Below are 20479 nucleotides of genomic sequence, written 5' to 3'. Positions count from 1 at the left end.
GATGGCGAAGGGGGTCATCCTTCTGGCGGCAGGCGGAACCGGCGGACATCTGTTCCCGGCCGAGGCGCTGGCACATGAGCTCAAGACGCGCGGCTGGGCGGTACATCTGGCCACCGACGACCGCGCCGAGCGCTTTGCCGGGCAGTTCCCGGCGACCGCCATCCATCCGATCCAGTCGGCGACGATGGGCTCGAAGAATCCTTTTGCCATGCTCGCCGCGTTTTGGAAAATCTGGCGCGGGGTGCGGCAGGCGTCGGCCGTCATCGCCAGCATCAAGCCCGCCATAGTGGTCGGCTTCGGCGGCTATCCGACACTGCCGCCGCTTTACGCGGCGACCCGGCGCAAGGTGCCGACGCTGATCCACGAGCAGAATGCGGTGATGGGCCGCGCCAATCGGGCGCTCGCCGGCCGCGTCGACGCCGTTGCCGGCGGGTTCCTGCCGGAAGACATCAGTGCCACTGGCGCCAAGACGGTGACCACCGGCAATCCGGTCAGGCCGCAAGTGTTGGAAGCAGCGAATACACCCTATGCTGCATCGGCCGGCGAAGAGCCGTTCCGGTTTCTGGTGTTTGGCGGCAGCCAGGGCGCGCAGTTCTTTTCCGATGCGGTGCCGGCGGCGATCGCCCGGTTTTCCGATGCACAGCGTAGGCGACTGGCGATCACGCAGCAGGCCCGCGCCGACGATGTGGCGCGGGTGGAAGCCGCCTATGCCGCGCTTGGCATCGAGGCCGAGGTGTCGCCCTTCTTCACCGACATGGCGGCGCGGCTCGCGGCGGCGCATCTGGTGATGTCGCGCTCCGGCGCGTCGACCGTATCGGAAATCGCGGTGATCGGCAGGCCGGCGCTGCTGGTCCCTTATCCGCACGCGCTCGACCACGACCAGGCGGCGAATGCGGCCGCCCTTGCCGCAGCGGGTGGCGCCGAGGTGCATCCGCAGTCCACGCTTTCGGCGGAGCGGATCGCTGCGCTTGTCGGCGGGCTAATGGATGATCCAGGCAGGGCGGCGACAATGGCTGCGGCGGCGAAATCGTCCGGTAAACCGGATGCCGCGCGGTTGCTCGCCGATCTGACAGAGGCTATTGCGTCCAGGAAATCCGTTTCGGAATTCAGGAAGGAGACGCATTGATGAAGATGCCACAGACGATCGGCCTCGTGCATTTCATCGGCATTGGCGGCATCGGCATGAGCGGCATCGCCGAGGTGCTGCACAATCTCGGCTACAAGGTGCAGGGATCCGATCAGGCCGACAGCGCCAATGTGCAGCGGCTGCGCGACAAGGGCATCGAATGCTTCGTCGGCCACCAGGCCGAGAACCTCGGCGAGGCCGAAGTGGTCGTCGTCTCCACCGCAATCAAGAAATCCAACCCGGAGCTGAAGGCGGCGAGAGAGAAGTTGCTGCCGATCGTGCGGCGCGCCGAAATGCTAGCCGAACTGATGCGCTTCCGGCAGGCGGTCGCGATCGGCGGCACGCACGGCAAGACAACGACGACTTCGATGGTGGCGACGCTACTCGATGCCGGCGGGCTCGACCCGACGGTGATCAATGGCGGCATCATCAATGCCTATGGCACCAACGCCCGCATGGGCGACGGCGAATGGATGGTGGTCGAGGCCGACGAGAGCGACGGCACCTTCCTCAAGCTGCCGGCCGAGATTGCCGTCGTCACCAATATCGACCCCGAACATCTCGACCATTACGGCTCCTTCGACAAAGTGCGCGAGGCGTTTCGCCAGTTCGTCGAGAACGTGCCGTTCTACGGCTTTGGCGTGATGTGCACCGACCATCCCGAGGTGCAGGCGCTGGTCGGCCGCATCGAGGACCGGCGCGTCATCACCTATGGCGAAAATGCGCAGGCCGACGTGCGCTTCACCAATCACCGCATGGACGGCCCAACCTCGGAATTCGACGTGGTGATCCGCGACCGCAAGACGCACGGCCAGATAACGATTGCCGGTCTGCGGCTGCCGATGCCCGGACGCCACAACGTTTCCAATGCGACGGCGGCGATTGCCGTCGCGCATGAGCTCGGCCTTTCGGCCGAGGCGATCAAGAAGGGCCTGTCGTCCTTCGCCGGCGTCAAGCGGCGTTTCACCCATACCGGTTCGTGGAACGGTGTCGATGTGTTCGACGATTACGGTCATCATCCGGTCGAGATCACGGCGGTACTGAAGGCGGCGCGCAGCGCCACCAAGGGCCGCATCATCGCCGTTACCCAACCGCATCGCTTCACTCGGCTGCGCGATCTGTTCGACGAGTTTTCCGTCTGCTTCAACGACGCCGATACGGTAATGGTGGCGCCCGTCTATGCGGCCGGCGAGGAACCGATCGACGGCGTTACGTCCGACGCACTGGTGTCGCGCATCCGCTCCGGCGGCCATCGCGACGCACGCTACATCGAAGGTCCGGCGGCGATTGCGCCGATCGTGCGCGAGGTGGCGAAGCCGGGCGATTTCGTCGTCTTCCTCGGCGCTGGCAACATCACCCAATGGGCCTATGCGCTGCCCAAAGAACTCGGCGGGACTATCTCATGATGCGCGGCCAGGCGTTGATCGACAAGCTTGGCGACCGGCTTGCCGGATTGCGCGGCCGCATCACGCCCAATGCCGAGATGGACAAGATCACCTGGTTTCGAGCCGGCGGGCTCGCGGAGGCATTGTTCCAGCCGGCCGACGAGGACGATCTTGCCGCGTTCCTGAAGGCGGTGCCCGAGGAAATACCGCTGACCATCGTCGGCGTCGGCTCAAACCTGCTTGTCCGTGACGGCGGCATTGCGGGCTTCGTCATCCGGCTTTCGGCCAAAGGCTTTGGCGAGACCGAAGTGATAGCGCCGACCACGATCAAGGCGGGGGCCGCGACACCCGACAAGCGCGTTGCGGCCGTTGCCTACGAGGCCGGCATCGGCGGCTTTCATTTCTACCACGGCATTCCCGGCGCCATCGGCGGAGCGCTGAGGATGAACGCCGGCGCCAACGGTGTCGAGACGCGCGAGCGCGTGGTCGAGGTGCGGGCGCTCGACCGCAAGGGCAATGTGCATGTGCTGAGCAACGCCGACATGGGCTATGCCTATCGACATTCAGCTGCGCCGTCCGGGCTGATCTTCACGTCGGCGCTGTTCGAAGGCGTTCCGGAGGACAAGGCGGCGATCAAGGCCGCGATGGATGCTGTCCAGAACCATCGCGAGACCGTGCAGCCGATCCGCGAAAAGACCGGTGGCTCGACCTTCAAGAATCCCGAGGGCACCTCGGCCTGGAAGGAAATCGACAAGGCCGGCTGCCGCGGCCTGATGGTCGGCGGGGCACAGATGTCGCCGATGCATTGCAACTTCATGATCAACACCGGGACCGCCACAGGCTACGAGCTTGAATATCTCGGTGAGACGGTGCGTGCGCGCGTGCTCGAAAGATCGGGCATCCGGCTGCAGTGGGAGATCAAGCGCATCGGCAATTTTCGGCCGGGCCATGCCGTCCAGGAATTTCTCGGGCAGCTGCTTTAGCGCAAGCCGAAGACCGTTGCCTCCGGACCTTATGAATTCACATTTTGCTGCCGTTTTTGCGGAAAGTGAATCCATCGGAATCGTAAGCACTTGCCAGCGAATCAACTCTCTGATTCTCTGCCCTGAAGCGTTTCCTGATTTGAGTCGTTTCGACGCGTTACTCGCGTTTCCGTCTGGGGGGCAACCTGCCGGGAGACTCGGACTCAATGTTGCGGAAACACGGGAGCAAAGCTGCTCGGCGTATTTGAGTGCGCGCGATGCTTTTCGGGCCATGCACGATGGTGCAGGCCTGCTGTGAGAGGAAATGACGGGGAATGACAAGCAAGCACGTGGCCGTCCTTCTGGGGGGATTCTCGTCCGAGCGGCCCGTGTCCCTGTCGTCGGGCAAAGCCTGCGCCGATACACTCGAGGGGGAGGGCTACCAGGTCACCCGGGTCGACGTCTCGCGCGACATCAGCTCGGTGCTCGTCGAGCTCAAGCCCGACGTCGTCTTCAACGCGCTGCACGGCCCCTTCGGCGAGGACGGCACCATCCAGGGCATCCTCGAGTATCTGGCCATTCCGTACACCCATTCCGGCGTGCTTGCCTCGGCGCTCGCGATGAACAAGGAACAGGCCAAGAAGGTCGCCAAGGCGGCCGGCATTCCGGTAGCGGAATCGAAGGTGGCCAATCGCTTCGCCATCCAGAACAAGCACCCGATGAAGCCGCCCTATGTGGTCAAGCCGGTCAACGAAGGATCGAGCTTCGGCGTCGTCATCGTGCATGAAGGCCAGTCGCATCCACCGCAGATCATCGGCTCGTCCGAGTGGAGATATGGCGATACGGTGATGGTCGAGCGTTATGTGCACGGGCGAGAATTGACGTGCGCGGTGATGGGCGATGTGGCGCTCGGTGTCTGCGAGATCATCCCGACCGGCCATTCCTTCTACGACTATGATTCAAAATACGTCGCGGGCGGATCAAAACACGAATGCCCGGCAAAACTTTCACCGAATATTTACCAAAAAATACAGACACTGACGCTCAAGGCTCACCAAGCTATCGGCTGTCGGGGCGTTTCCCGGTCGGACTTCCGTTATGACGATCGTCACTCCGAAAACGGTGAAATTGTCTGGCTCGAGGTCAACACCCAGCCGGGTATGACGCCGACGTCTTTGGTGCCGGAAATCGCCGCGCAAGCGGGACACTCGTTCGGCGATTTGTTGAGTTGGATGGTGGAGGACGCTTCGTGTCTGCGTTGAAGTGGGGACAGGGCAAGGGGAAGGGCGCGGCCGGGCCGGTGCTGTTCGGCATGCCGTTGTCGTTCGACCATTTCGTGCTGCCACGCCTGCTCCGCCGGCCGGTGCGTGTGCTGGCGCGCCTCGGCGAGGGCGATTTCGAAGCGCCGCCCTATTGCGCTGCCATCCTGTCGGCGGCACTGCTTATTTCGAGCAGCGCCTATGGCGCCTATCTCGGCGGGCATGCCGACGCCATCGTCCAGAGTGTCACCGCCCGCACCGGTTTTGCCGTCGACCAGGTCAAGGTCGTCGGCAACCGCGAAACCTCCGAGATCGATATTCTCGACAGGCTGGAACTCGACGGCTGGACCTCGCTGATCGGCTTCGATGCCGAAGCTGCGCGCGAACGCATCACCACGCTGCCCTGGATCGAAGCCGCGGCAGTGCGCAAAGTCTACCCGCATACGCTGGAAGTGCGCGTCGAGGAGCGCGAGCCGTTCGCGCTGTGGCAGCAAGGCAGCGCGCTTTCGGTCATCGAGAAATCCGGCACCGTGATCGCGCCGTTCTCCGGCGGCAAGCAGATATTGCTGCCGCTGATCATCGGCACCGGCGCACCGGCCAAGGCGCCGGATTTCCTGGCCAGGATCAAGAATTATCCGGAGCTTGCCGCGCGGATCAAAGGCTATATCCGCATCGGCGAACGGCGCTGGGATCTCAAGCTTGAGAATGGCATCACCGTCAAGCTTCCCGAAGACGGTGAGGACCAGGCGATTGCCGACCTGGTCAGGATGGACCACGAGAACGGCCTTTTGACGCGCGACATCGCAGCCGTCGACATGCGCCTTTCCGACCGTCTGGTCGTCCAGTTGACGCCGGAAGCGGCGACGCAGCGCGAGGCTGCGCTTAACGAAAAGCCCAAGATGCTGAAGCGCAAGCCGGAGACGAAGATATGAGCTGGCTTGGCGGCAACAGCGATGCCTCGTCGCGCCGGTCCGGCATCCTGACGGTGCTGGATGTCGGTTCCAGCAAGGTCTGCTGCGTGGTGGCCAAGCTCAAGCCGCGCGACGATGGCAAGCTGCTGCGCGGACGCTCGCATCGCATCCAGGTGATCGGCATCGGCCACCAGAAATCGCAAGGCGTGAAATCGGGCGTCGTCATCGATCTCGACCGTGCCGAGCACGCCATCCGTCTTGCCGTCGACGCCGCCGAACGCATGGCGGGACTGACGGTCGATTCGCTGATCGTCAACATGACCGCCGGCCGGCTGAAGAGCGAGGCTTTTTCGGCCACCATCAATCTCGGCGGTCATGAAGCAGACGAGGCCGACATCAAACGCGTGCTTGCCGCCGGCGCCAAGCAGGCGCTGCGGGCTGAGCGCGAGGTGATCCATTCGCTTCCCGTGGCCTTTTCGCTGGATGCCGAGCGCGGTGTGCGCGATCCGCGCGGCATGGTTGGCGACCAGCTTGGCGTCGACATGCACGTGCTGACAGGCGACGCGGCGCCTCTGCGCAATCTGGAGCTCTGCATCAACCGCTCGCATCTCTCGGTCGAGCGCATGGTGGCGACACCCTATGCCAGCGGGCTAGCCGCCCTGGTCGACGACGAGCTCGAAATGGGCGCGGCCTGCATCGACATGGGCGGCGGCACGACGACGATCTCGGTATTTTCGGAAGGCAAGTTCGTCCACGGCGACGCCATCGCGATTGGCGGCAACCACGTCACGCTGGATATGGCCAAGGGCCTGTCGACCTCGCTCGATGCCGCTGAAAGGCTGAAAGTGATGCATGGCTCGGCGCTGCCAGGAAGCGCCGACGACCGCGACCTGGTCTCGATCCATCCGATCGGCGAAGACGGCGAGGTGCCGTTGCAGATCCCGCGCTCGGTGATGACGCGCATCATCCGCGCCCGCATCGACGAGACGCTGGAACTGCTGCGCGACCGGCTGAACAAGTCCGGCTACGGCAATGCCGTCGGCAAGCGGGTGGTGCTGACCGGCGGCGCCAGCCAGCTTGCCGGCCTGCCCGAAGCCGCACGCCGCATTCTCGGCCGCAATGTGCGCATTGGCCGCCCGCTCGGCGTGGCAGGCCTGCCCGAGGCGGCCAAGGGGCCGGCTTTCTCGACCCCGGTCGGACTTCTGATCTACCCGCAGATGGCGAGCTTCGAGAGCCGCCCGGCGAAGGGAATTTCCGGTCTTCGGATGACCGGAACAGGCGGAAAACTGCATCGAATGAGTCAGTGGTTGAGAGACAGTTTTTAATTTGACGGGGACAGCCCCATAGGCGGCCGCGGCGGCGAAGCGGCGGGAAAGGCAAAGGACGAAGACAATGACCATCAATCTGCAGAAGCCGGACATCACCGAGCTCAAGCCGCGCATCACCGTGTTTGGTGTCGGCGGCGGCGGCGGCAATGCCGTCAACAACATGATCACCGCCGGCTTGCGCGGCGTCGAGTTCGTGGTGGCCAACACCGACGCGCAGGCACTGACGATGTCGAAGGCCGAGCGGCTGATCCAGCTCGGTGCGCATGTCACCGAGGGTCTCGGCGCCGGATCGCAGCCTGAAGTCGGGCGCGCGGCGGCGGAAGAGTGCATCGACGAGATCATCGATCATCTCTCGAACACGCATATGTGCTTCGTCACCGCCGGCATGGGCGGCGGCACCGGCACCGGGGCGGCGCCCGTGGTCGCGCGCGCTGCCCGCGAAAAGGGCATCCTTACCGTCGGCGTCGTCACCAAGCCGTTCCACTTCGAAGGCCAGCGCCGCATGAAGACGGCCGACATGGGTATCGAGGAACTGCAGAAATGTGTCGATACGCTGATCGTCATTCCCAACCAGAACCTGTTCCGGCTGGCCAATGACAAGACGACCTTCGCCGACGCCTTCGCCATGGCCGACCAGGTGCTCTATTCGGGTGTCGCCTGCATCACCGACCTGATGGTCAAGGAAGGCCTGATCAATCTCGACTTCGCCGACGTCCGCTCGGTCATGCGCGAAATGGGCAAGGCGATGATGGGAACCGGCGAGGCTTCGGGCGAGGGCCGCGCAATGGCCGCCGCGGAAGCCGCCATCGCCAACCCGCTGCTCGACGAGACCTCGATGAAGGGCGCCAAGGGCCTGCTGATCTCGATCACCGGCGGCCGCGACCTGACACTGTTCGAAGTCGACGAGGCCGCAACCCGCATTCGCGAAGAGGTCGACCAGGACGCCAACATCATTCTGGGCGCCACCTTCGATGAGGAACTCGAAGGCGTTATCCGCGTGTCGGTGGTCGCCACCGGCATCGACAAATCGGCGGCCGAAATCGCTGCAGCGCCGATCGCCATCCGCACGGCTCCGCCGAAGCCGGTCAGCCGCCCGGCGGCTCAGGTCACGGAAATGCGCCCGGCGCCTGTCCAGCAGCCGATCTATGAACCACGTGCTGCCGATCCGGTCGCCGAGGCCATTCAGCTCGCCGAGGCGAATGCGGCAGCGATGGCGCAGGCCCGCCCGGCACCGGTCGCGCATTCGGAAGACTTCCGTCCGCAGAGCAAGATCTTCCAGGCGCCTCCCGCTCAGCCGCAGCCGATGATGCAGCCAGTGGTTCAGCAAGCGATGCAGCCGGCTCCGCATCGTGAAATGCCGCAGCCGATTGCCGCGGCACCCCAGCGCATGCCGCGGGTAGAGGATTTCCCGCCGCAGGTGAAGGCTGAAGTGGAAGCCAAGGCCCGCCCGGCCGACCACGAGAACAGCGGCCCGATGGGCTTGCTCAAGCGCCTGACCAACGGCCTAACCCGCCGCGAAGAGGAACCTGCACGGCTGCAGCCGGCGCAGCCGCGCGAACCGAAACTGCGCCAGGCGCCGGCGGAAGTGCGCCGCCTAGCCAGCCAGGATCCGCAGCTTTACGCGCCGCGCCGCGGCCAGCTGGACGAGCAGGGCCGACTGACGCCGCAGAGCCGGGCTGTCCAGGAAGACGATCAGCTGGAGATTCCCGCCTTCCTGCGCCGGCAGGCCAATTGATCTGTTGACGGTTCGTAACAGTTGTTAACAGGCGAGCAGGAAACTGTTCGCCTGTTAATATTAAAAGCGATTTTAAAACACGGACTTATGGGGCAATCCCGCGCTGGACCGCAGTTACAAAGAGTAAGAAACCGTGATTTGGAGTCTCCCTGTGGGACCATTATCTTCGCCACCGACCAAAGTCGGTTTGCTGGGAGTCTCGGGGAAGTGGCCCTGCCTGCCGATCAATCAAGAGCCGCGCCCTCAGGGCAGATGAAGCGGACCTAGGCAGTACGGGCTATGGGGATTGTTTTGCACGACTATCAGACGACACTTAAATCGCGTGCGACGCTGACTGGTATCGGCGTCCATAGCGGCAATCCGGTCACCGTCCATTTCCTGCCGGCAGATGCCGATACGGGTATCGTCTTCCAGCTTTCGAATGCAAGCGGAAGCCACGAATTTCGCGCGCTCGTTTCCGAGGTCGGTGCCACCGACCTCTGCACCATGCTTGGCGATCCGCAAGGCGAGCACATTGCCACGGTCGAGCATCTGATGGCGACGCTCTTTGGGCTTGGGATCGACAATCTCGTCATTGAAATCGACGGCCGTGAGGTGCCTATCCTCGACGGCAGCGCGGTCATGTTCATCGAGGCCATGGACCAGGCAGGCATCGAAACGCTGCCGGTCAAGCGTCGCTACATCAGGGTGGTCAAGCCGGTTCGCATCGAGAACGGCGCCTGCTGGGCGGAGTTCAGGCCCTATGATGGCACGCGCTTCGAGATCGAGATCGATTTCGAAAGCCCGGCGATCGGCCGCCAGCTTTTCGCATCCGATATGAATGCCGACATTTTCCGCCGCGACGTCGCGCGGGCCCGCACTTTCGGGTTCATGAAGGACGTCGCGCGGCTATGGGCAGCTGGCTACGCGCTCGGCTCCTCGCTGGAGAACTCGCTGGTGATCGGCGATGACAACCGCGTGATCAACATGGGAGGCCTGCGCTATCCCAACGAGTTCGCGCGGCACAAGACGATGGATGCAATGGGCGACCTGGCGCTCGCCGGTGCCCGGTTTATCGGCTGCTTCCGCTCCTATCGTGGTGGCCACAGGCTGAACGCCGCGGCGCTGCGCCGTCTCTTGTCCGACCGTTCGGCTTTCGAGATCGTCGAGACGACGCGCCGCGAGCGCGGCCGTGCCGCCGAGATGAGCGCCGTCAATGCCCCCCTCTTTGCGCCCTGGATGATCTGATTCTTAACGTTTTTGCGGCTCTTATTGCGATCAGCTGTGTTGCAAGGATGCATCACTGGCCGGCCAAATCGCACAGCTTTCCAGGTGGCGCCAAACCGCCACAAAAATGTGCGATTGGCCGGGGATAGCGTTGCCGGGCAAGGCGGTTATGGTTTATGGCTGCTGCCGTCGACTGAAATGACGCCGAAAGGGCGGAATCCAATCATGTTTTTCAAGCGAGTTGGTCAATCGAAGGTGCCGCGGCGGGCTGTTTTCCTGGCGCTTTCGGTCGTCGTTCCATCGCTGTTTCTGTCGGCCTGCATGTCGTCCGAGAAGGACGTCGATCTATCGACCTATGTCGATCAGACCGAGCCGGCCGACGTGCTCTATAATCAGGGTCTCGCCAATCTGAATGCCGGGCGCCTGCAGGAGGCAAGCCGCAAATTCGATGCCGTCGACCGCCAGCATCCGTATTCGGAATTCGCCCGCAAATCGATGGTGATGGGCGCCTTTGCCGACTACCGTCAGGGCAATTACGACGAGGCGATTGGTTCGGCCAAGCGCTACCTGACCCTTTACCCGTCGACCGACGATGCAGCCTATGCCCAATATATTATCGGGCTGAGCTACTACCGCCAGATCAAGGACGTCACCCAGGACCAGAAGGAAGCGCGTCTTACCGTGCAGACGATGCAGGACCTGGTGACGCGCTGGCCCACGTCCGAATATGCCGACGACGCCAAGGAGAAGATCCGCTTCGCCAACGATCAGCTCGCCGGCAAAGAGATGCAGATCGGCCGCTATTATCTCGAGCGCCGCGAGTACATCGCAGCCGTCAAACGATTCCGCAACGTGGTGGAGAACTATTCCAACACACGCCATGTCGAGGAGGCGCTGGCGCGTCTGACCGAGAGCTACTACGCGATGGGACTGACGTCGGAAGCGCAGACCGCCGCGGCCGTGCTCGGCACCAACTATCCCGACAGCCAGTGGTACAAGGACTCCTATAAGCTCCTGCAGAGTGGTGGGCTCGAGCCGCGCGAGAATGCCGGATCGTGGATCTCCAAGGCCGGGAAGCTGATCACCGGCGCCTGAGCGGCGCGTCACCATGCTCTGCAGGCTGTCGATCCGCGATATCGTTCTGATCGAGAAGCTGGACATCGACTTCTCGTCCGGCCTTTCGGTGCTGACCGGCGAAACCGGCGCCGGAAAGTCCATCCTGCTCGACGCCTTGTCGCTGGCGCTTGGCGCCCGCGGCGACGCCTCGCTGGTGCGGCATGGCGCGGCACAAGGCCAGGTCATCGCTGTGTTCGACGTGCCGCGCAACCACCCGGCCCGTATGCTGCTCGCCGAGAACGCCATCGAGGACGACGGCGACATCATCCTGCGCCGCGTCCAGACGGCGGACGGCCGCACGCGCGTTTTCGTCAACGACCAGCCGTCCAGCGTGACGCTGATGCGCGACGTCGGCCATGCGCTGGTCGAGATCCACGGCCAGCACGACGAGCGCGCTTTGGTCGATCCCGGTGCGCATCGGGAATTGCTGGACAGCTTCGGCGGTCATCTGGGCGCCGCGCGTGCAACAGGCGAGGCGTGGCGGCACTGGCGCGCCTGCGAGCAGGAATTTTCACGGCACCGGGCCAAAGTCGAGGCGGCTTCCCGCGAGGCCGATTATCTGCGTGCGGCGGTCGCCGAATTGACCAGGCTCGATCCGCAACCGGGTGAAGAGACCGAGCTCGCCGAACTGCGCGCCTCGATGATGCGTGCCGAAAAGATCGCCTCGGAAATCCACGATGCGCAGGATGTGCTCTCGGGCCCGTCCTCACCCTTGCCGCAGTTGGCCAGCCTGCTCAGGCGGCTGCAGCGCAAGGTGACGGAAGCGCCCGGCTTGCTTGAAGAGGTCGTCAAATCGCTCGACGAGGCGATGCTGTCGCTCGACGCGGCGCAGTCGGGCGTGGAAGCAGCACTTCGCGCCACTGAATATGATCCGCAGCGGCTGGAGAAGGCCGAGGAGCGGCTGTTTGCGCTGCGTGCCGCCTCGCGCAAGCACAGCGTCGCTGTCGACGATCTGGCGCAACTGCGCGACACCATGGCGGCCGACCTTACCGATCTCGACGCTGGCGAAGAGCGCCTGCATGCGCTGGAGAGACAGGCTGCAGCTGCGCGTCAGGCCTATGACATTACGGCGGCCCAGCTGTCGTCGCTTCGCCATGCGGCGGCCGCAGGGCTGACCAAGGCGGTAATGGCCGAACTGCCGGCGCTGAAGCTCGAACGGGCTGAGTTCATCGTCGAGATCGCAAGCGATGCCGGGAGCCGCATGGAAGAAGGCATCGACCAGGTCGAGTTCTGGGTGCGCACCAACCCCGGCACCCGGCCCGGCCCAATGATGAAGGTCGCTTCCGGCGGCGAGCTTTCGCGCTTTCTGCTGGCACTCAAGGTGGCGCTGGCCGATCGCGGCTCGGCGCCGACCCTGGTCTTCGACGAAATCGACACCGGGGTAGGCGGCGCGGTTGCCGACGCCATCGGCCAGCGGCTGGCGCGGCTGGCAAAGCGCGTGCAGGTGCTTTCGGTCACGCACGCGCCGCAAGTGGCGGCGCGCGCCGCGACGCATTTCCTGATCTCCAAGTCAGGCGGGGCCGACCGGGTGTCGACCGGCATCGCCGAGATGGACCGGGCGGCGCGGCAGGAGGAGATCGCGCGCATGCTCGCCGGCGCCACCATCACCGACGAGGCGCGCGCGGCGGCCGAGCGCTTGCTGCGGGAGAACATCGCGGCAGCGTAGAGCGGTTCATCACGCCGAACCGCTCTACCTCTTTGTTTTGCGCAATTCCGGACGGAAAACCGTTTCACACTTTTCCTGGAATTGCTCTAGACGAGTTCGTTTCCGGCGCTCGTGACCTGAGTCAGGGTCTGGCTCCATCCTGCTGTTCAGGAATGATTTCCGTGTCTGATCTCTCCCTCATGAGAGAATCCTGTTCTATTGTGTCGCGCCACCGTGGAGGGAGCAGTGTATGGACGAAAAACCAGTGGATTCGCTCAGCGAAAGCGAGGCGGCAAGCGAGTTGAAGCGGTTGGCGCAGGAGATCGCCGAGCACGACCGGCGCTACCACGGCGAGGACGCGCCGATAATCACGGACGCGGAATATGACGCGCTGACGCGGCGCAACCTCGCCATCGAACAGCGCTTCCCCGCTTTGGTGCGCGAGGATTCGCCCTCACGCAGGGTCGGCGCACCGCCGGCGGAAGGCTTTGCCAAGGTGCGTCATGCGGTGCCGATGCTCAGCCTCGCCAAGGCCTATACCGACCAGGACGTCACCGATTTCATTGTACGTGGCCGGCGGTTCTTTGATCGCGACAAGGATCTGGACATCGCCTTCACAGCTGAGCCGAAGATCGACGGGCTGTCGGCTTCGCTGCGTTATGAAGGTGGTGTGTTCGTGCAGGGAGCAACGCGCGGCGACGGCGCCGTTGGCGAGGACATCACCGCCAATCTGAGGACCATCGCCGACATTCCCAAGACCTTGAATGGATCGGGCTGGCCCGAGGTCATCGAAATACGCGGTGAGGTCTATATGACCTACGCGGAATTCGAGGCGTTGAAGCAGCGGTCGGCGGCGCTCGGCGGCCAGGACTACGTCAATCCGCGCAATACCGCGGCCGGGTCGCTCCGTCAGAAAGACCCGTCCGTTACCGCCAGCCGCAACCTCAAGTTCTTTGCCTACGCCTGGGGCTTTACCACAAAGGATCCGGCTCCGACCCAATACGATTCCGTGCAAAAATTCGCGGAGTGGGGATTCAAGGTCAGCCCGCTGATGGTCCGGGCAAGATCGGTCGAGGAACTGGTCGCGCATTATCACCTGATCGAGACCCAGCGCTCATCACTGGGCTACGACATCGACGGCGTCGTCTACAAGGTCGATCAGCTGGAATTGCAGCGCAGATGGGGTTTCGTCACTGGCGAACCGCGCTGGGCCATCGCCCACAAATTTCCGGCCGAACAGGCGATGACAACCGTGCTCAGGATCGACATTCAGGTGGGCCGTACCGGTACGCTGGCGCCCGTTGCCCGGCTTGCACCCGTCACGGTCGGCGGCGTAGTGGTCGAAAACGTCACGCTTCACAACGAAGATTACATCAAGGGTCTGGACAGCAACGGCCAGCCGATCCGCGACGGCTATGACGTGCGTATCGGCGACACAGTGGTCATCCAGCGGGCAGGGGACGTCATTCCGCAGATCGTCAGCGTCGTAGCCGATAAGCGTCCGCCAGATGCCGTGCCCTACGAATTCCCGCACAAATGTCCGATCTGCGGCTCACCCGCAACGCGCGAGATCAACGAGAAGACCGGCAAGGAGGATTCCCGCCGCCGCTGCACCGGCGAACTGATCTGCCCTGCGCAGGCCGTGGAAGGATTGCGCCATTTCGTGTCACGCGGCGCCATGGATATCGAAGGCCTGGGCGCTGAAAACATAGATCTGTTCTTCAACGCCGGGTTGATCAAGACAGCCGCCGATATCTTTACGCTCAGGGATCGTCGTCCCGCCGTTACCAAGGCGCTGGCCGAGCGGCGGGAAGAGCAGGCCAGGCAGCGTGAGGCCGCGTCGGGCAAGACGCGCAAGAATGTACGCAGTGTCGAGGAACGCAACTACGACGGCCTCGACAAGCTCTTCGCTGCCATCGACGCTCGCCGCGAACCGGAACTCGATCGCTTCATCTTTGCGCTGGGCATCCGCCATATCGGCGAAACGACGGCCGCTGTGCTTGCCCGAACCTTCTCGACGATCGAGGAGTTGATCCGCATTGGCAAGGAGACAGCAGCGGCAGCCGATCCACACACCGTTTTTCCTTCGATCAACGGCATCGGCGATACGGTGATAGGTGCGCTTCGCGATTTCTTCGGCAATGAACGCAACGACGCCGTGCTTGAAGCGCTGCTCACACAGGTCCACCCGAAGCCATACATCGTGAACGTCTCAGCCGATAGTGCGGTCGCCGGCAAGACAATCGTGTTTACAGGCACGCTGGAAAAGATGACGCGCCCCGAGGCCAAGGCGATGGCCGAACGTCTCGGCGCGAAGGTCGCCGGCTCGGTTTCTGCGAAGACCGATCTCCTGGTAGCGGGGCCGGGCGCCGGTTCCAAGCTGAAGGACGCGACCAAATTCGGCATCGAGGTGATCGACGAGGACACCTGGTTGCAGCGGATCGGCAAGGGCGCGTGATGGCGGCTGCGTTCAACGGTTTTGGGCAAAAGGCCATTCCCTTCCTCAAGGCGCTGGATTTTCATCAGAGCCGGGAGTGGTTTTTGGAAAACCGCGACCTTTTCGAACGGGATCTGCGCGACCCCTTCGGCGATCTGGTCGAAACGCTCTCCGAGCGCTTCACGGCCGCGGGGCTCGGCCTGCGCGGCGACCGCAAGAAGTCGCTGTTCCGGATTAATCGCGATGTGCGTTTCGCCAAGGACAAACGGCCTTATAACCGGCATTTGTCGGCGATCCTTTCGCCTGACGGCACCAAGATGGAACAGGGCGTGTTTTACGTCCATATCGGGCTCGATCGCTGCTTTGCCGCCGTTGCCTGGTGGCAGCCCGGACCGGAGCTATTGCTGGCGCTGCGCAACGCGATCGCGAAGCGGCCGGCTGAATTCCGCACCCTCGTCGCGGCGCTGAAGAAGAACGGCCTCGAGCTCGACCCGGACGGCTGCATGAAGCGCACGCCGCGCGGCTTCGAGCATATCGCCGAGCCTGATCTCGCTGCCGCGATCCGCAATCGGCATTTTGCCGTCCGGCACGCAGTCGAGCCGGCGGATATTTATGGAGCTGGATTGGTCGACGAACTCGTCGACTTCGTCATGCGGGCAAAACCGCTGCTCGACTGGGGCAGGGCGATCGAAGGCAAGGCTTCGCCGCGCTAGCGGATAAATCAGACAGTCAAATGCGCCGCGCAGTGTAGAGGCTGGTGGTCATGTTGCGGGTTATGGAGCCTTGGAACTCGTCGCGGACGATGCGACCCAGCTCCGCCAGGATTGCTTCGCGGTCGCTGCGGATGTTGATGTTGGAAAAAGTGGCATAGAGGGCCACCGTCTGGTCAGGATCGAGGACGAGCGACCAGACACTTGTCCGATGTTCGATGGAATCGAACGCGCCGGTTCGCTCCAGCGCCGCCACGCGGGCCTCGGCATCAAGGGCGAACGGAATACCATTTGAGCCCGCCGAAGGGCTCGAAGGCCCTTCAAGCAGTGCCTTCGTCGCATCATGAAAGGGATCGGGGCGACTGTTGTCGCCGAATACATTCCAGACCATTGCCCACCAGCCGCCCGGCCGAAGCAGCTCGGCGACCTTGACCAGCGCGGTGTCCTCATCCAGCCAATGAAAGGCAGTGGCGCTGACGCCGAGATCAAAACCGGCCTTCTCAAGGACGGCATCCTCAAACGCAGAGACGCTCACCGAGAGCGCCTTGTCCTGAATAGTCTCGCAAAGGAAAGTCGCGAGGCGAGAATCCGGCTCGATGGCGAGCATCGGGCTCGCGCCCAGTTCGAGTAAGCGGCGCGTAGCAGTTCCTGTACCTGCGCCAATCTCGAACGTCGCCGTGCCAGGGGCGAGACGGCACCGTTCACATAGAATTTCGAATACCCAATCAGGATAGCCAGGCCGCGTCGCGTGATAGCTGCCGGGATCGGCGCCGAAGGCCAGGCGGCCGAATTTTGGATCGATGAAAAATTCGCTCATTGCAACCACCTCTGGGGAACCACCTCTGGCCTTGGGTCTGTGGCCGCCACTTTTGGCAAGGACCGATGGGCGCCAACGGATATGCCCTCCCAGGTGCCAAGCGTCTGATTTTTATCCACTGGGCACTGGAGCGCCTTGCCGCCCGCCTCAGCCATCACTTCCGCTGATCATTTGCCTCAATCGAATTGGTGTGACAAGGAGGGCGGCCCTCCCTACATACGACCGTCCCGAGGAGGCGATTGATGTCGGCGGAAGCAATCTCCGAAAACAGTGCGAAAAGCGATTTCTGGGACGGCGTGCGGCTCAGCATGCCCGTCGTGGTGGCATCGGCGCCGTTTGCATTGCTGTTCGGGGCGCTCGCAGTCGACAACGGGTTTTCCGTGCTCGAAGCGTTCCTGATGAGCGCAACGGTGTTCGGCGGCGCCAGCCAGATGGTAGGCATCGAGCTGTTCGGCCAGCATGTCGCGCCGTGGCTGATCGTGCTGTCGATCTTCGCGGTGAATTTTCGCCACGTGCTCTATTCGGCCGGTATCGGCCGGCGCATCGCGCATTGGCCACTGATCCAGCAGGCGATAGGCTATTTCGTGCTCACTGATCCGCAGTTCGCGATGGCCGAGCGCAAGGCGGAGGCCGGCGAAACCGTCGGGTTTACCTGGTATATGGGGCTTGGGCTGCCGGTCTATGTGTTCTGGGTCATCGAAAGCGCGCTCGGCGCGATGTTCGGCAAGCTTATTCCCGACACCCATGTGCTGGGCATCGACTTCCTGCTGCCGATCTATTTTCTCGGCCTGGTCATGAGCTTCCGCAAGCGGCCGCTGTGGCTGCCGGTGGTCATCGCCAGCGCTGCCGCCTCCATCATTGCGTACAAAACCGTCGGCTCGCCCTGGCATGTCTCCATAGGTGCGCTGGCCGGCGTGCTGCTCGCCGTCATCCTGCCGCCCCGCCACAGCGGCGTGGAGACACGGCCATGAGCACGACCTTGTGGATCATCGTCGCCGCTTCGATCGCGACCTATCTGACCCGCATCGGCGGTCATCTGGTGATCTCACGCTTCGACCATATCCATCCGCGCGTCGAGGCCGGGCTCAGCGCCGTGCCGGCGGCGGTGCTGACCACGCTGGTGGCGCCGGCGGCGCTCAGCGCCGGACCGGCGGAATGGGCAGCCTTGATTGTTGCCGGCCTGGTCTCGCTGCGCGGCGGGCTGATGGCGATGTTCCTGGCGGGTGCTGCCGTGCTGATCCTTGCGCGGCAGCTCGTCGGGTAGTGGACCGACGGAGTACGCCTGTCTTCCTGCCAGATCGCCGCTCTATGGTATTTTGCCGTCCATCTTCGGGAAGAGAATGACACTCTCCTGTGCGGTCGGTTCGTTGCGGGCGCCAATAAAGGTGGCCGGCGTGCTTGCCCGGTTCACGGCAACGTGAAGCACGTTGGCGGGAATGTAGAGATAGTCGCCGGGATGCACGAGGTCGCGAAACTGCAGTTCGTCCCCGCTCCACATCTCCAACTCGTCTCCGCTCAGCATATAAAATGCTGTTTCGTGGCGCGCATGGACATGGGCTTTGGTCCGCTTGCCCGGCGGGATTGAGGCGACGCCCAGCCAAAGGGCCTTCGCTCCGACGGTCTCAGCACTTATTCCCGGCAGATAGTCCGACCCCTGTTCGGCCCGATAAGCCTCGCCGCCCCTAACAACCAAAGCCTTTCCCTCGCTGGGCGCAGCACTGTCCATTGCGGCCGGCTGTTTCAACATCATCATCTTGAACCTCCATTTGTGTTAGTCTGTGCGAAGGACGGCCAGAATGATCAGTCCCCCGTCCGAAGTCCTTAACAGGAGGCGAAAAGTTCCGAATTCTTCCGAAGCCGGAAAGCGAGATGCTTCAGCACCGCGACGCTTCGCGTTCGGGCCGTTCGTGCTCGACCTGCTGCGCGGGACGCTTGTTCGCGAGGGCAAGCCAGTTGCGGTCGGGCAAAAAGGCTTGTCGTTGCTTCAGGCCCTGGTGGAGGCACCGACGCAGGCGCTGAGCAGGACGGCCCTCATGGAGGCCGCCTGGTCCGATGCCGTCGTCGAGGAAAGCAATCTTTCGGTGCAGATTGCCGCCCTGCGCAAGCTACTCGGCCCGCAGCCGGACGGCAGCGAATGGATCGCCACCGTCCCCCGCACCGGATATCGCTTCGCCGGCAGTGTTCATGTGCTTGACCCCGCTGCAGACGATGCGCTTCCGAGCCAACTGGCGGGTCTCTCCGAAAGGGCGTCCATTGCGGTGTTGCCGTTCGCCAATGTCAGCGGCGACAGGGAACAGGCCTATCTGGCTGACGGCATCACCGAGGACATCATCACCGCGCTGACAAGGTTCCGATGGTTCCGGGTGATCGGGCGCAATTCCAGCTTCGTCTATAAGGACAAGTCGGTCGACTCCAAACAGGTGGCCCGCGAGCTTGGCGCCCGTTATGTCTTGGAAGGAAGTGTGCGCCGGTCCGGCCAGCAGATCCGGGTCTCGACGCAACTGGTCGATGCCGCCTCGGCCAATCAGATCTGGGCCGAACGATACGAGATGGAACTGACGGAGGCGTTCGCCGTCCAGGATGCCATAGCCGAGCGGGTGGCTGGTGCGATCGAACCCGAACTGCTCAAGACGGAGTCGCTCCCAGCCGTTGGACGCAACAGCGGAAATGCGACGGCCTGGGACCTGGTGCGGCAAGGTACCTGGCATTTTCACCACGTCGGCCGTCAAACTCACTTGCGTGGCCGCGAGTTATTTCGGCTGGCGTGCAAGCTCGATCCTGAACTCGCAGAGGCCCATCTCTGGCTCGGTCGGGTGAGCGCCGGCATCGTCGCTTACGGCTGGAGCGACAAGCCGGCACAGGATATCCGAGAAGGCCTGGATGCAGCCCTGAAGGCGGTTCGGCTCGACGAGAAAAATCCCTATTCGCATTATGCGCTCGCCATCTGCAGCATATATGCCAATGCGCAGGAACAAGCCGTTCTTGCTGCGGAAAGAGCGATCGAGATCAGCCCAAGTTTCGCCCTTGGTCATCTGGCTATGGGAATGGGGCAGCTTTTCCGCGGCAGCGCATCCGAAGCGATAGCGCCGCTCGAACACGGCCTTATGTTGAACCGGTACGATCCGCAGAACTTCGTCTGGTTTAATGTCCTGGCGCTCGCTTATCTATTTGCGGGGCAGGCAAACGAGGGGCTCGTCGCGGCGATTGAGGCTCGCAAGGTCGGTCCCACGTGGCGACCCACCTATGAAACACTCGCCTGCTGCTACGTCTCGCTTGGCCGTCTGCCGGAGGCAAGATCTTGCGTCGAACTGATGCGGGAGATGGAGAACCCTACAGGCGATGCCTTGGCGCCGCTCAGGCTGCGCAATCCACATTGGGCAGACCAGATGGCGGATCTGTTGAAGAAAGCCGGTTGGCAGCAGTAAGGCTGCGGTCAATCCCCTGCAGATTGGCGTCGTCTGTGTGATGTCGGTCACGCAGTTGTTGGGCAGCACAAGCCAGGTCGGCTTCGCACTCAGGGTGATGCTGGGGTCCGGTCGATAGCCGACCCACCGCCATTGCGAAAATCACCACTTCTGATCGTGCGGCTTCGCCGCAGCGCTCATCTGCGCTGCAAACCATGTAATAGCTCCTGCCCAGCCAGCAGGTTTCTTGAATATCGACGCGACCTGCGACAGGCTCAGCCGGATCGCCTCCGCTCTCTCCTGGTGGGCGCGCCGCACGGCGCCGCTATAGAGCGCTTCACGCTGCTTTGGCGTCAATGCGCTTAGATCGATCGGCTGGATGCCGAAGGGCTCGGGCGACATTTCCATCTCCCCCTGGTTTGCCGTTTTGATAGGCAG

18 protein-coding genes are annotated in these 20479 nt (G+C 63.2%); 15 read left to right on the top strand and 3 right to left on the bottom strand.

All coding sequences use genetic code 11. The annotated features are described in order from the left end of the window. Position 1 precedes the first annotated feature (1 nt). The 12 genes from murG (at position 2) to NKH37_RS12020 (ending at position 15823) form a co-directional block, all read left to right on the top strand. Positions 2-1126 carry an undecaprenyldiphospho-muramoylpentapeptide beta-N-acetylglucosaminyltransferase gene (murG, locus tag NKH37_RS12075; protein WP_353003437.1) on the top strand — a complete coding sequence of 375 codons (1125 nt, stop codon included), beginning with the start codon at positions 2-4 and terminating at the stop codon, positions 1124-1126. Further along, the gene (gene murC / locus NKH37_RS12070; protein WP_023721200.1) at positions 1126-2532 is read left to right on the top strand and encodes a UDP-N-acetylmuramate--L-alanine ligase; all 1407 of its coding nucleotides are present in this window, start codon (positions 1126-1128) and stop codon (positions 2530-2532) included. Before murG ends, murC begins: the two co-directional genes overlap by 1 nt. Beyond that, positions 2529-3494, top strand: coding sequence for a UDP-N-acetylmuramate dehydrogenase (gene murB, locus NKH37_RS12065; protein ID WP_031194586.1), 966 nt, complete (start codon positions 2529-2531; stop codon positions 3492-3494). Before murC ends, murB begins: the two co-directional genes overlap by 4 nt. Positions 3495-3808: 314 nt before the next feature. Beyond that, complete coding sequence (locus tag NKH37_RS12060; RefSeq protein ID WP_023721198.1) at positions 3809-4735, top strand: D-alanine--D-alanine ligase; 927 nt, start codon at positions 3809-3811, stop codon at positions 4733-4735. After that, positions 4723-5664, top strand: a complete 942-nt coding sequence (locus tag NKH37_RS12055; protein WP_353003432.1) for a cell division protein FtsQ/DivIB — start codon at positions 4723-4725, stop codon at positions 5662-5664. The genes NKH37_RS12060 and NKH37_RS12055 overlap by 13 nt, the downstream gene beginning before the upstream one ends. After that, positions 5661-6968: a cell division protein FtsA gene (gene ftsA, locus NKH37_RS12050; protein ID WP_023721196.1), complete on the top strand. Its 1308-nt coding sequence runs from the start codon at positions 5661-5663 to the stop codon at positions 6966-6968. The genes NKH37_RS12055 and ftsA overlap by 4 nt, the downstream gene beginning before the upstream one ends. Positions 6969-7035: 67 nt before the next feature. After that, entirely contained in the window at positions 7036-8706 is a 1671-nt protein-coding gene (gene ftsZ, locus NKH37_RS12045) for a cell division protein FtsZ (protein WP_023721195.1), read from the top strand. A gap of 279 nt (positions 8707-8985) precedes the next feature. After that, positions 8986-9933, top strand: coding sequence for a UDP-3-O-acyl-N-acetylglucosamine deacetylase (gene lpxC / locus NKH37_RS12040; RefSeq protein ID WP_353003430.1), 948 nt, complete (start codon positions 8986-8988; stop codon positions 9931-9933). A gap of 204 nt (positions 9934-10137) precedes the next feature. Next, positions 10138-11007: an outer membrane protein assembly factor BamD gene (locus NKH37_RS12035; protein WP_023721193.1), complete on the top strand. Its 870-nt coding sequence runs from the start codon at positions 10138-10140 to the stop codon at positions 11005-11007. Positions 11008-11020: 13 nt separating this feature from the next. After that, complete coding sequence (gene recN, locus NKH37_RS12030; RefSeq protein ID WP_353003429.1) at positions 11021-12694, top strand: DNA repair protein RecN; 1674 nt, start codon at positions 11021-11023, stop codon at positions 12692-12694. Positions 12695-12923: 229 nt separating this feature from the next. Next, complete coding sequence (gene ligA / locus NKH37_RS12025) at positions 12924-15131, top strand: NAD-dependent DNA ligase LigA (protein ID WP_352639778.1); 2208 nt, start codon at positions 12924-12926, stop codon at positions 15129-15131. Next, positions 15131-15823 carry a DUF2461 domain-containing protein gene (locus NKH37_RS12020; RefSeq protein WP_023721190.1) on the top strand — a complete coding sequence of 231 codons (693 nt, stop codon included), beginning with the start codon at positions 15131-15133 and terminating at the stop codon, positions 15821-15823. Before ligA ends, NKH37_RS12020 begins: the two co-directional genes overlap by 1 nt. Positions 15824-15839: 16 nt before the next feature. On the opposite strand, the gene NKH37_RS12015 is transcribed toward NKH37_RS12020, so the two are convergent. Beyond that, positions 15840-16637: a class I SAM-dependent methyltransferase gene (locus NKH37_RS12015; RefSeq protein WP_352481533.1), complete on the bottom strand. Its 798-nt coding sequence runs from the start codon at positions 16635-16637 to the stop codon at positions 15840-15842. Between the two features lie 242 nt (positions 16638-16879). Between NKH37_RS12015 and NKH37_RS12010 the strand changes: the two genes are divergently transcribed. After that, complete coding sequence (locus NKH37_RS12010) at positions 16880-17608, top strand: AzlC family ABC transporter permease (RefSeq protein ID WP_023721188.1); 729 nt, start codon at positions 16880-16882, stop codon at positions 17606-17608. Then, positions 17605-17901, top strand: coding sequence for an AzlD family protein (locus NKH37_RS12005; protein WP_023721187.1), 297 nt, complete (start codon positions 17605-17607; stop codon positions 17899-17901). Before NKH37_RS12010 ends, NKH37_RS12005 begins: the two co-directional genes overlap by 4 nt. Positions 17902-17943: 42 nt before the next feature. Here the strand turns inward: NKH37_RS12005 and NKH37_RS12000 are convergent, their stop codons facing one another. After that, positions 17944-18390, bottom strand: a complete 447-nt coding sequence (locus NKH37_RS12000) for a cupin domain-containing protein (RefSeq protein ID WP_502895805.1) — start codon at positions 18388-18390, stop codon at positions 17944-17946. 154 nt (positions 18391-18544) lie between these two features. Here NKH37_RS12000 and NKH37_RS11995 point away from each other — a divergent pair, with 154 nt between their 5' ends. After that, positions 18545-20062, top strand: a complete 1518-nt coding sequence (locus NKH37_RS11995) for a winged helix-turn-helix domain-containing tetratricopeptide repeat protein (RefSeq protein ID WP_023721185.1) — start codon at positions 18545-18547, stop codon at positions 20060-20062. A gap of 141 nt (positions 20063-20203) precedes the next feature. Here the strand turns inward: NKH37_RS11995 and NKH37_RS11990 are convergent, their stop codons facing one another. Next, positions 20204-20443 (bottom strand): hypothetical protein, encoded by a 240-nt coding sequence (locus NKH37_RS11990; RefSeq protein ID WP_352481531.1) that lies wholly within the window; start codon positions 20441-20443, stop codon positions 20204-20206. Positions 20444-20479: the final 36 nt, after the last annotated feature.

It is taken from the genome of Mesorhizobium sp. M1217 (assembly GCF_040318275.1).
Classification (GTDB): Bacteria; Pseudomonadota; Alphaproteobacteria; order Rhizobiales; family Rhizobiaceae; genus Mesorhizobium.
The sequence above is the reverse complement of the archived record's forward strand: the minus strand, read 5'-3'. Positions and strand labels throughout refer to the sequence as shown.

Bases quoted from the DNA above. Each gene is read 5' to 3' on its own strand.
- murG (WP_353003437.1), top strand. From the start codon at position 2: ATGGCGAAGGGGGTCATCCTTCTGGCGGCAGGCGGAACCGGCGGACAT.
- murC (WP_023721200.1), top strand. From the start codon at position 1,126: ATGAAGATGCCACAGACGATCGGCCTCGTGCATTTCATCGGCATTGGC.
- murB (WP_031194586.1), top strand. From the start codon at position 2,529: ATGATGCGCGGCCAGGCGTTGATCGACAAGCTTGGCGACCGGCTTGCC.
- NKH37_RS12060 (WP_023721198.1), top strand. From the start codon at position 3,809: ATGACAAGCAAGCACGTGGCCGTCCTTCTGGGGGGATTCTCGTCCGAG.
- ftsA (WP_023721196.1), top strand. From the start codon at position 5,661: ATGAGCTGGCTTGGCGGCAACAGCGATGCCTCGTCGCGCCGGTCCGGC.
- ftsZ (WP_023721195.1), top strand. From the start codon at position 7,036: ATGACCATCAATCTGCAGAAGCCGGACATCACCGAGCTCAAGCCGCGC.
- lpxC (WP_353003430.1), top strand. From the start codon at position 8,986: ATGGGGATTGTTTTGCACGACTATCAGACGACACTTAAATCGCGTGCG.
- NKH37_RS12035 (WP_023721193.1), top strand. From the start codon at position 10,138: ATGTTTTTCAAGCGAGTTGGTCAATCGAAGGTGCCGCGGCGGGCTGTT.
- recN (WP_353003429.1), top strand. From the start codon at position 11,021: ATGCTCTGCAGGCTGTCGATCCGCGATATCGTTCTGATCGAGAAGCTG.
- ligA (WP_352639778.1), top strand. From the start codon at position 12,924: ATGGACGAAAAACCAGTGGATTCGCTCAGCGAAAGCGAGGCGGCAAGC.
- NKH37_RS12020 (WP_023721190.1), top strand. From the start codon at position 15,131: ATGGCGGCTGCGTTCAACGGTTTTGGGCAAAAGGCCATTCCCTTCCTC.
- NKH37_RS12015 (WP_352481533.1), bottom strand. From the start codon at position 16,637: ATGAGCGAATTTTTCATCGATCCAAAATTCGGCCGCCTGGCCTTCGGC.
- NKH37_RS12010 (WP_023721188.1), top strand. From the start codon at position 16,880: ATGTCGGCGGAAGCAATCTCCGAAAACAGTGCGAAAAGCGATTTCTGG.
- NKH37_RS12005 (WP_023721187.1), top strand. From the start codon at position 17,605: ATGAGCACGACCTTGTGGATCATCGTCGCCGCTTCGATCGCGACCTAT.
- NKH37_RS12000 (WP_502895805.1), bottom strand. From the start codon at position 18,390: ATGATGATGTTGAAACAGCCGGCCGCAATGGACAGTGCTGCGCCCAGC.
- NKH37_RS11990 (WP_352481531.1), bottom strand. From the start codon at position 20,443: ATGTCGCCCGAGCCCTTCGGCATCCAGCCGATCGATCTAAGCGCATTG.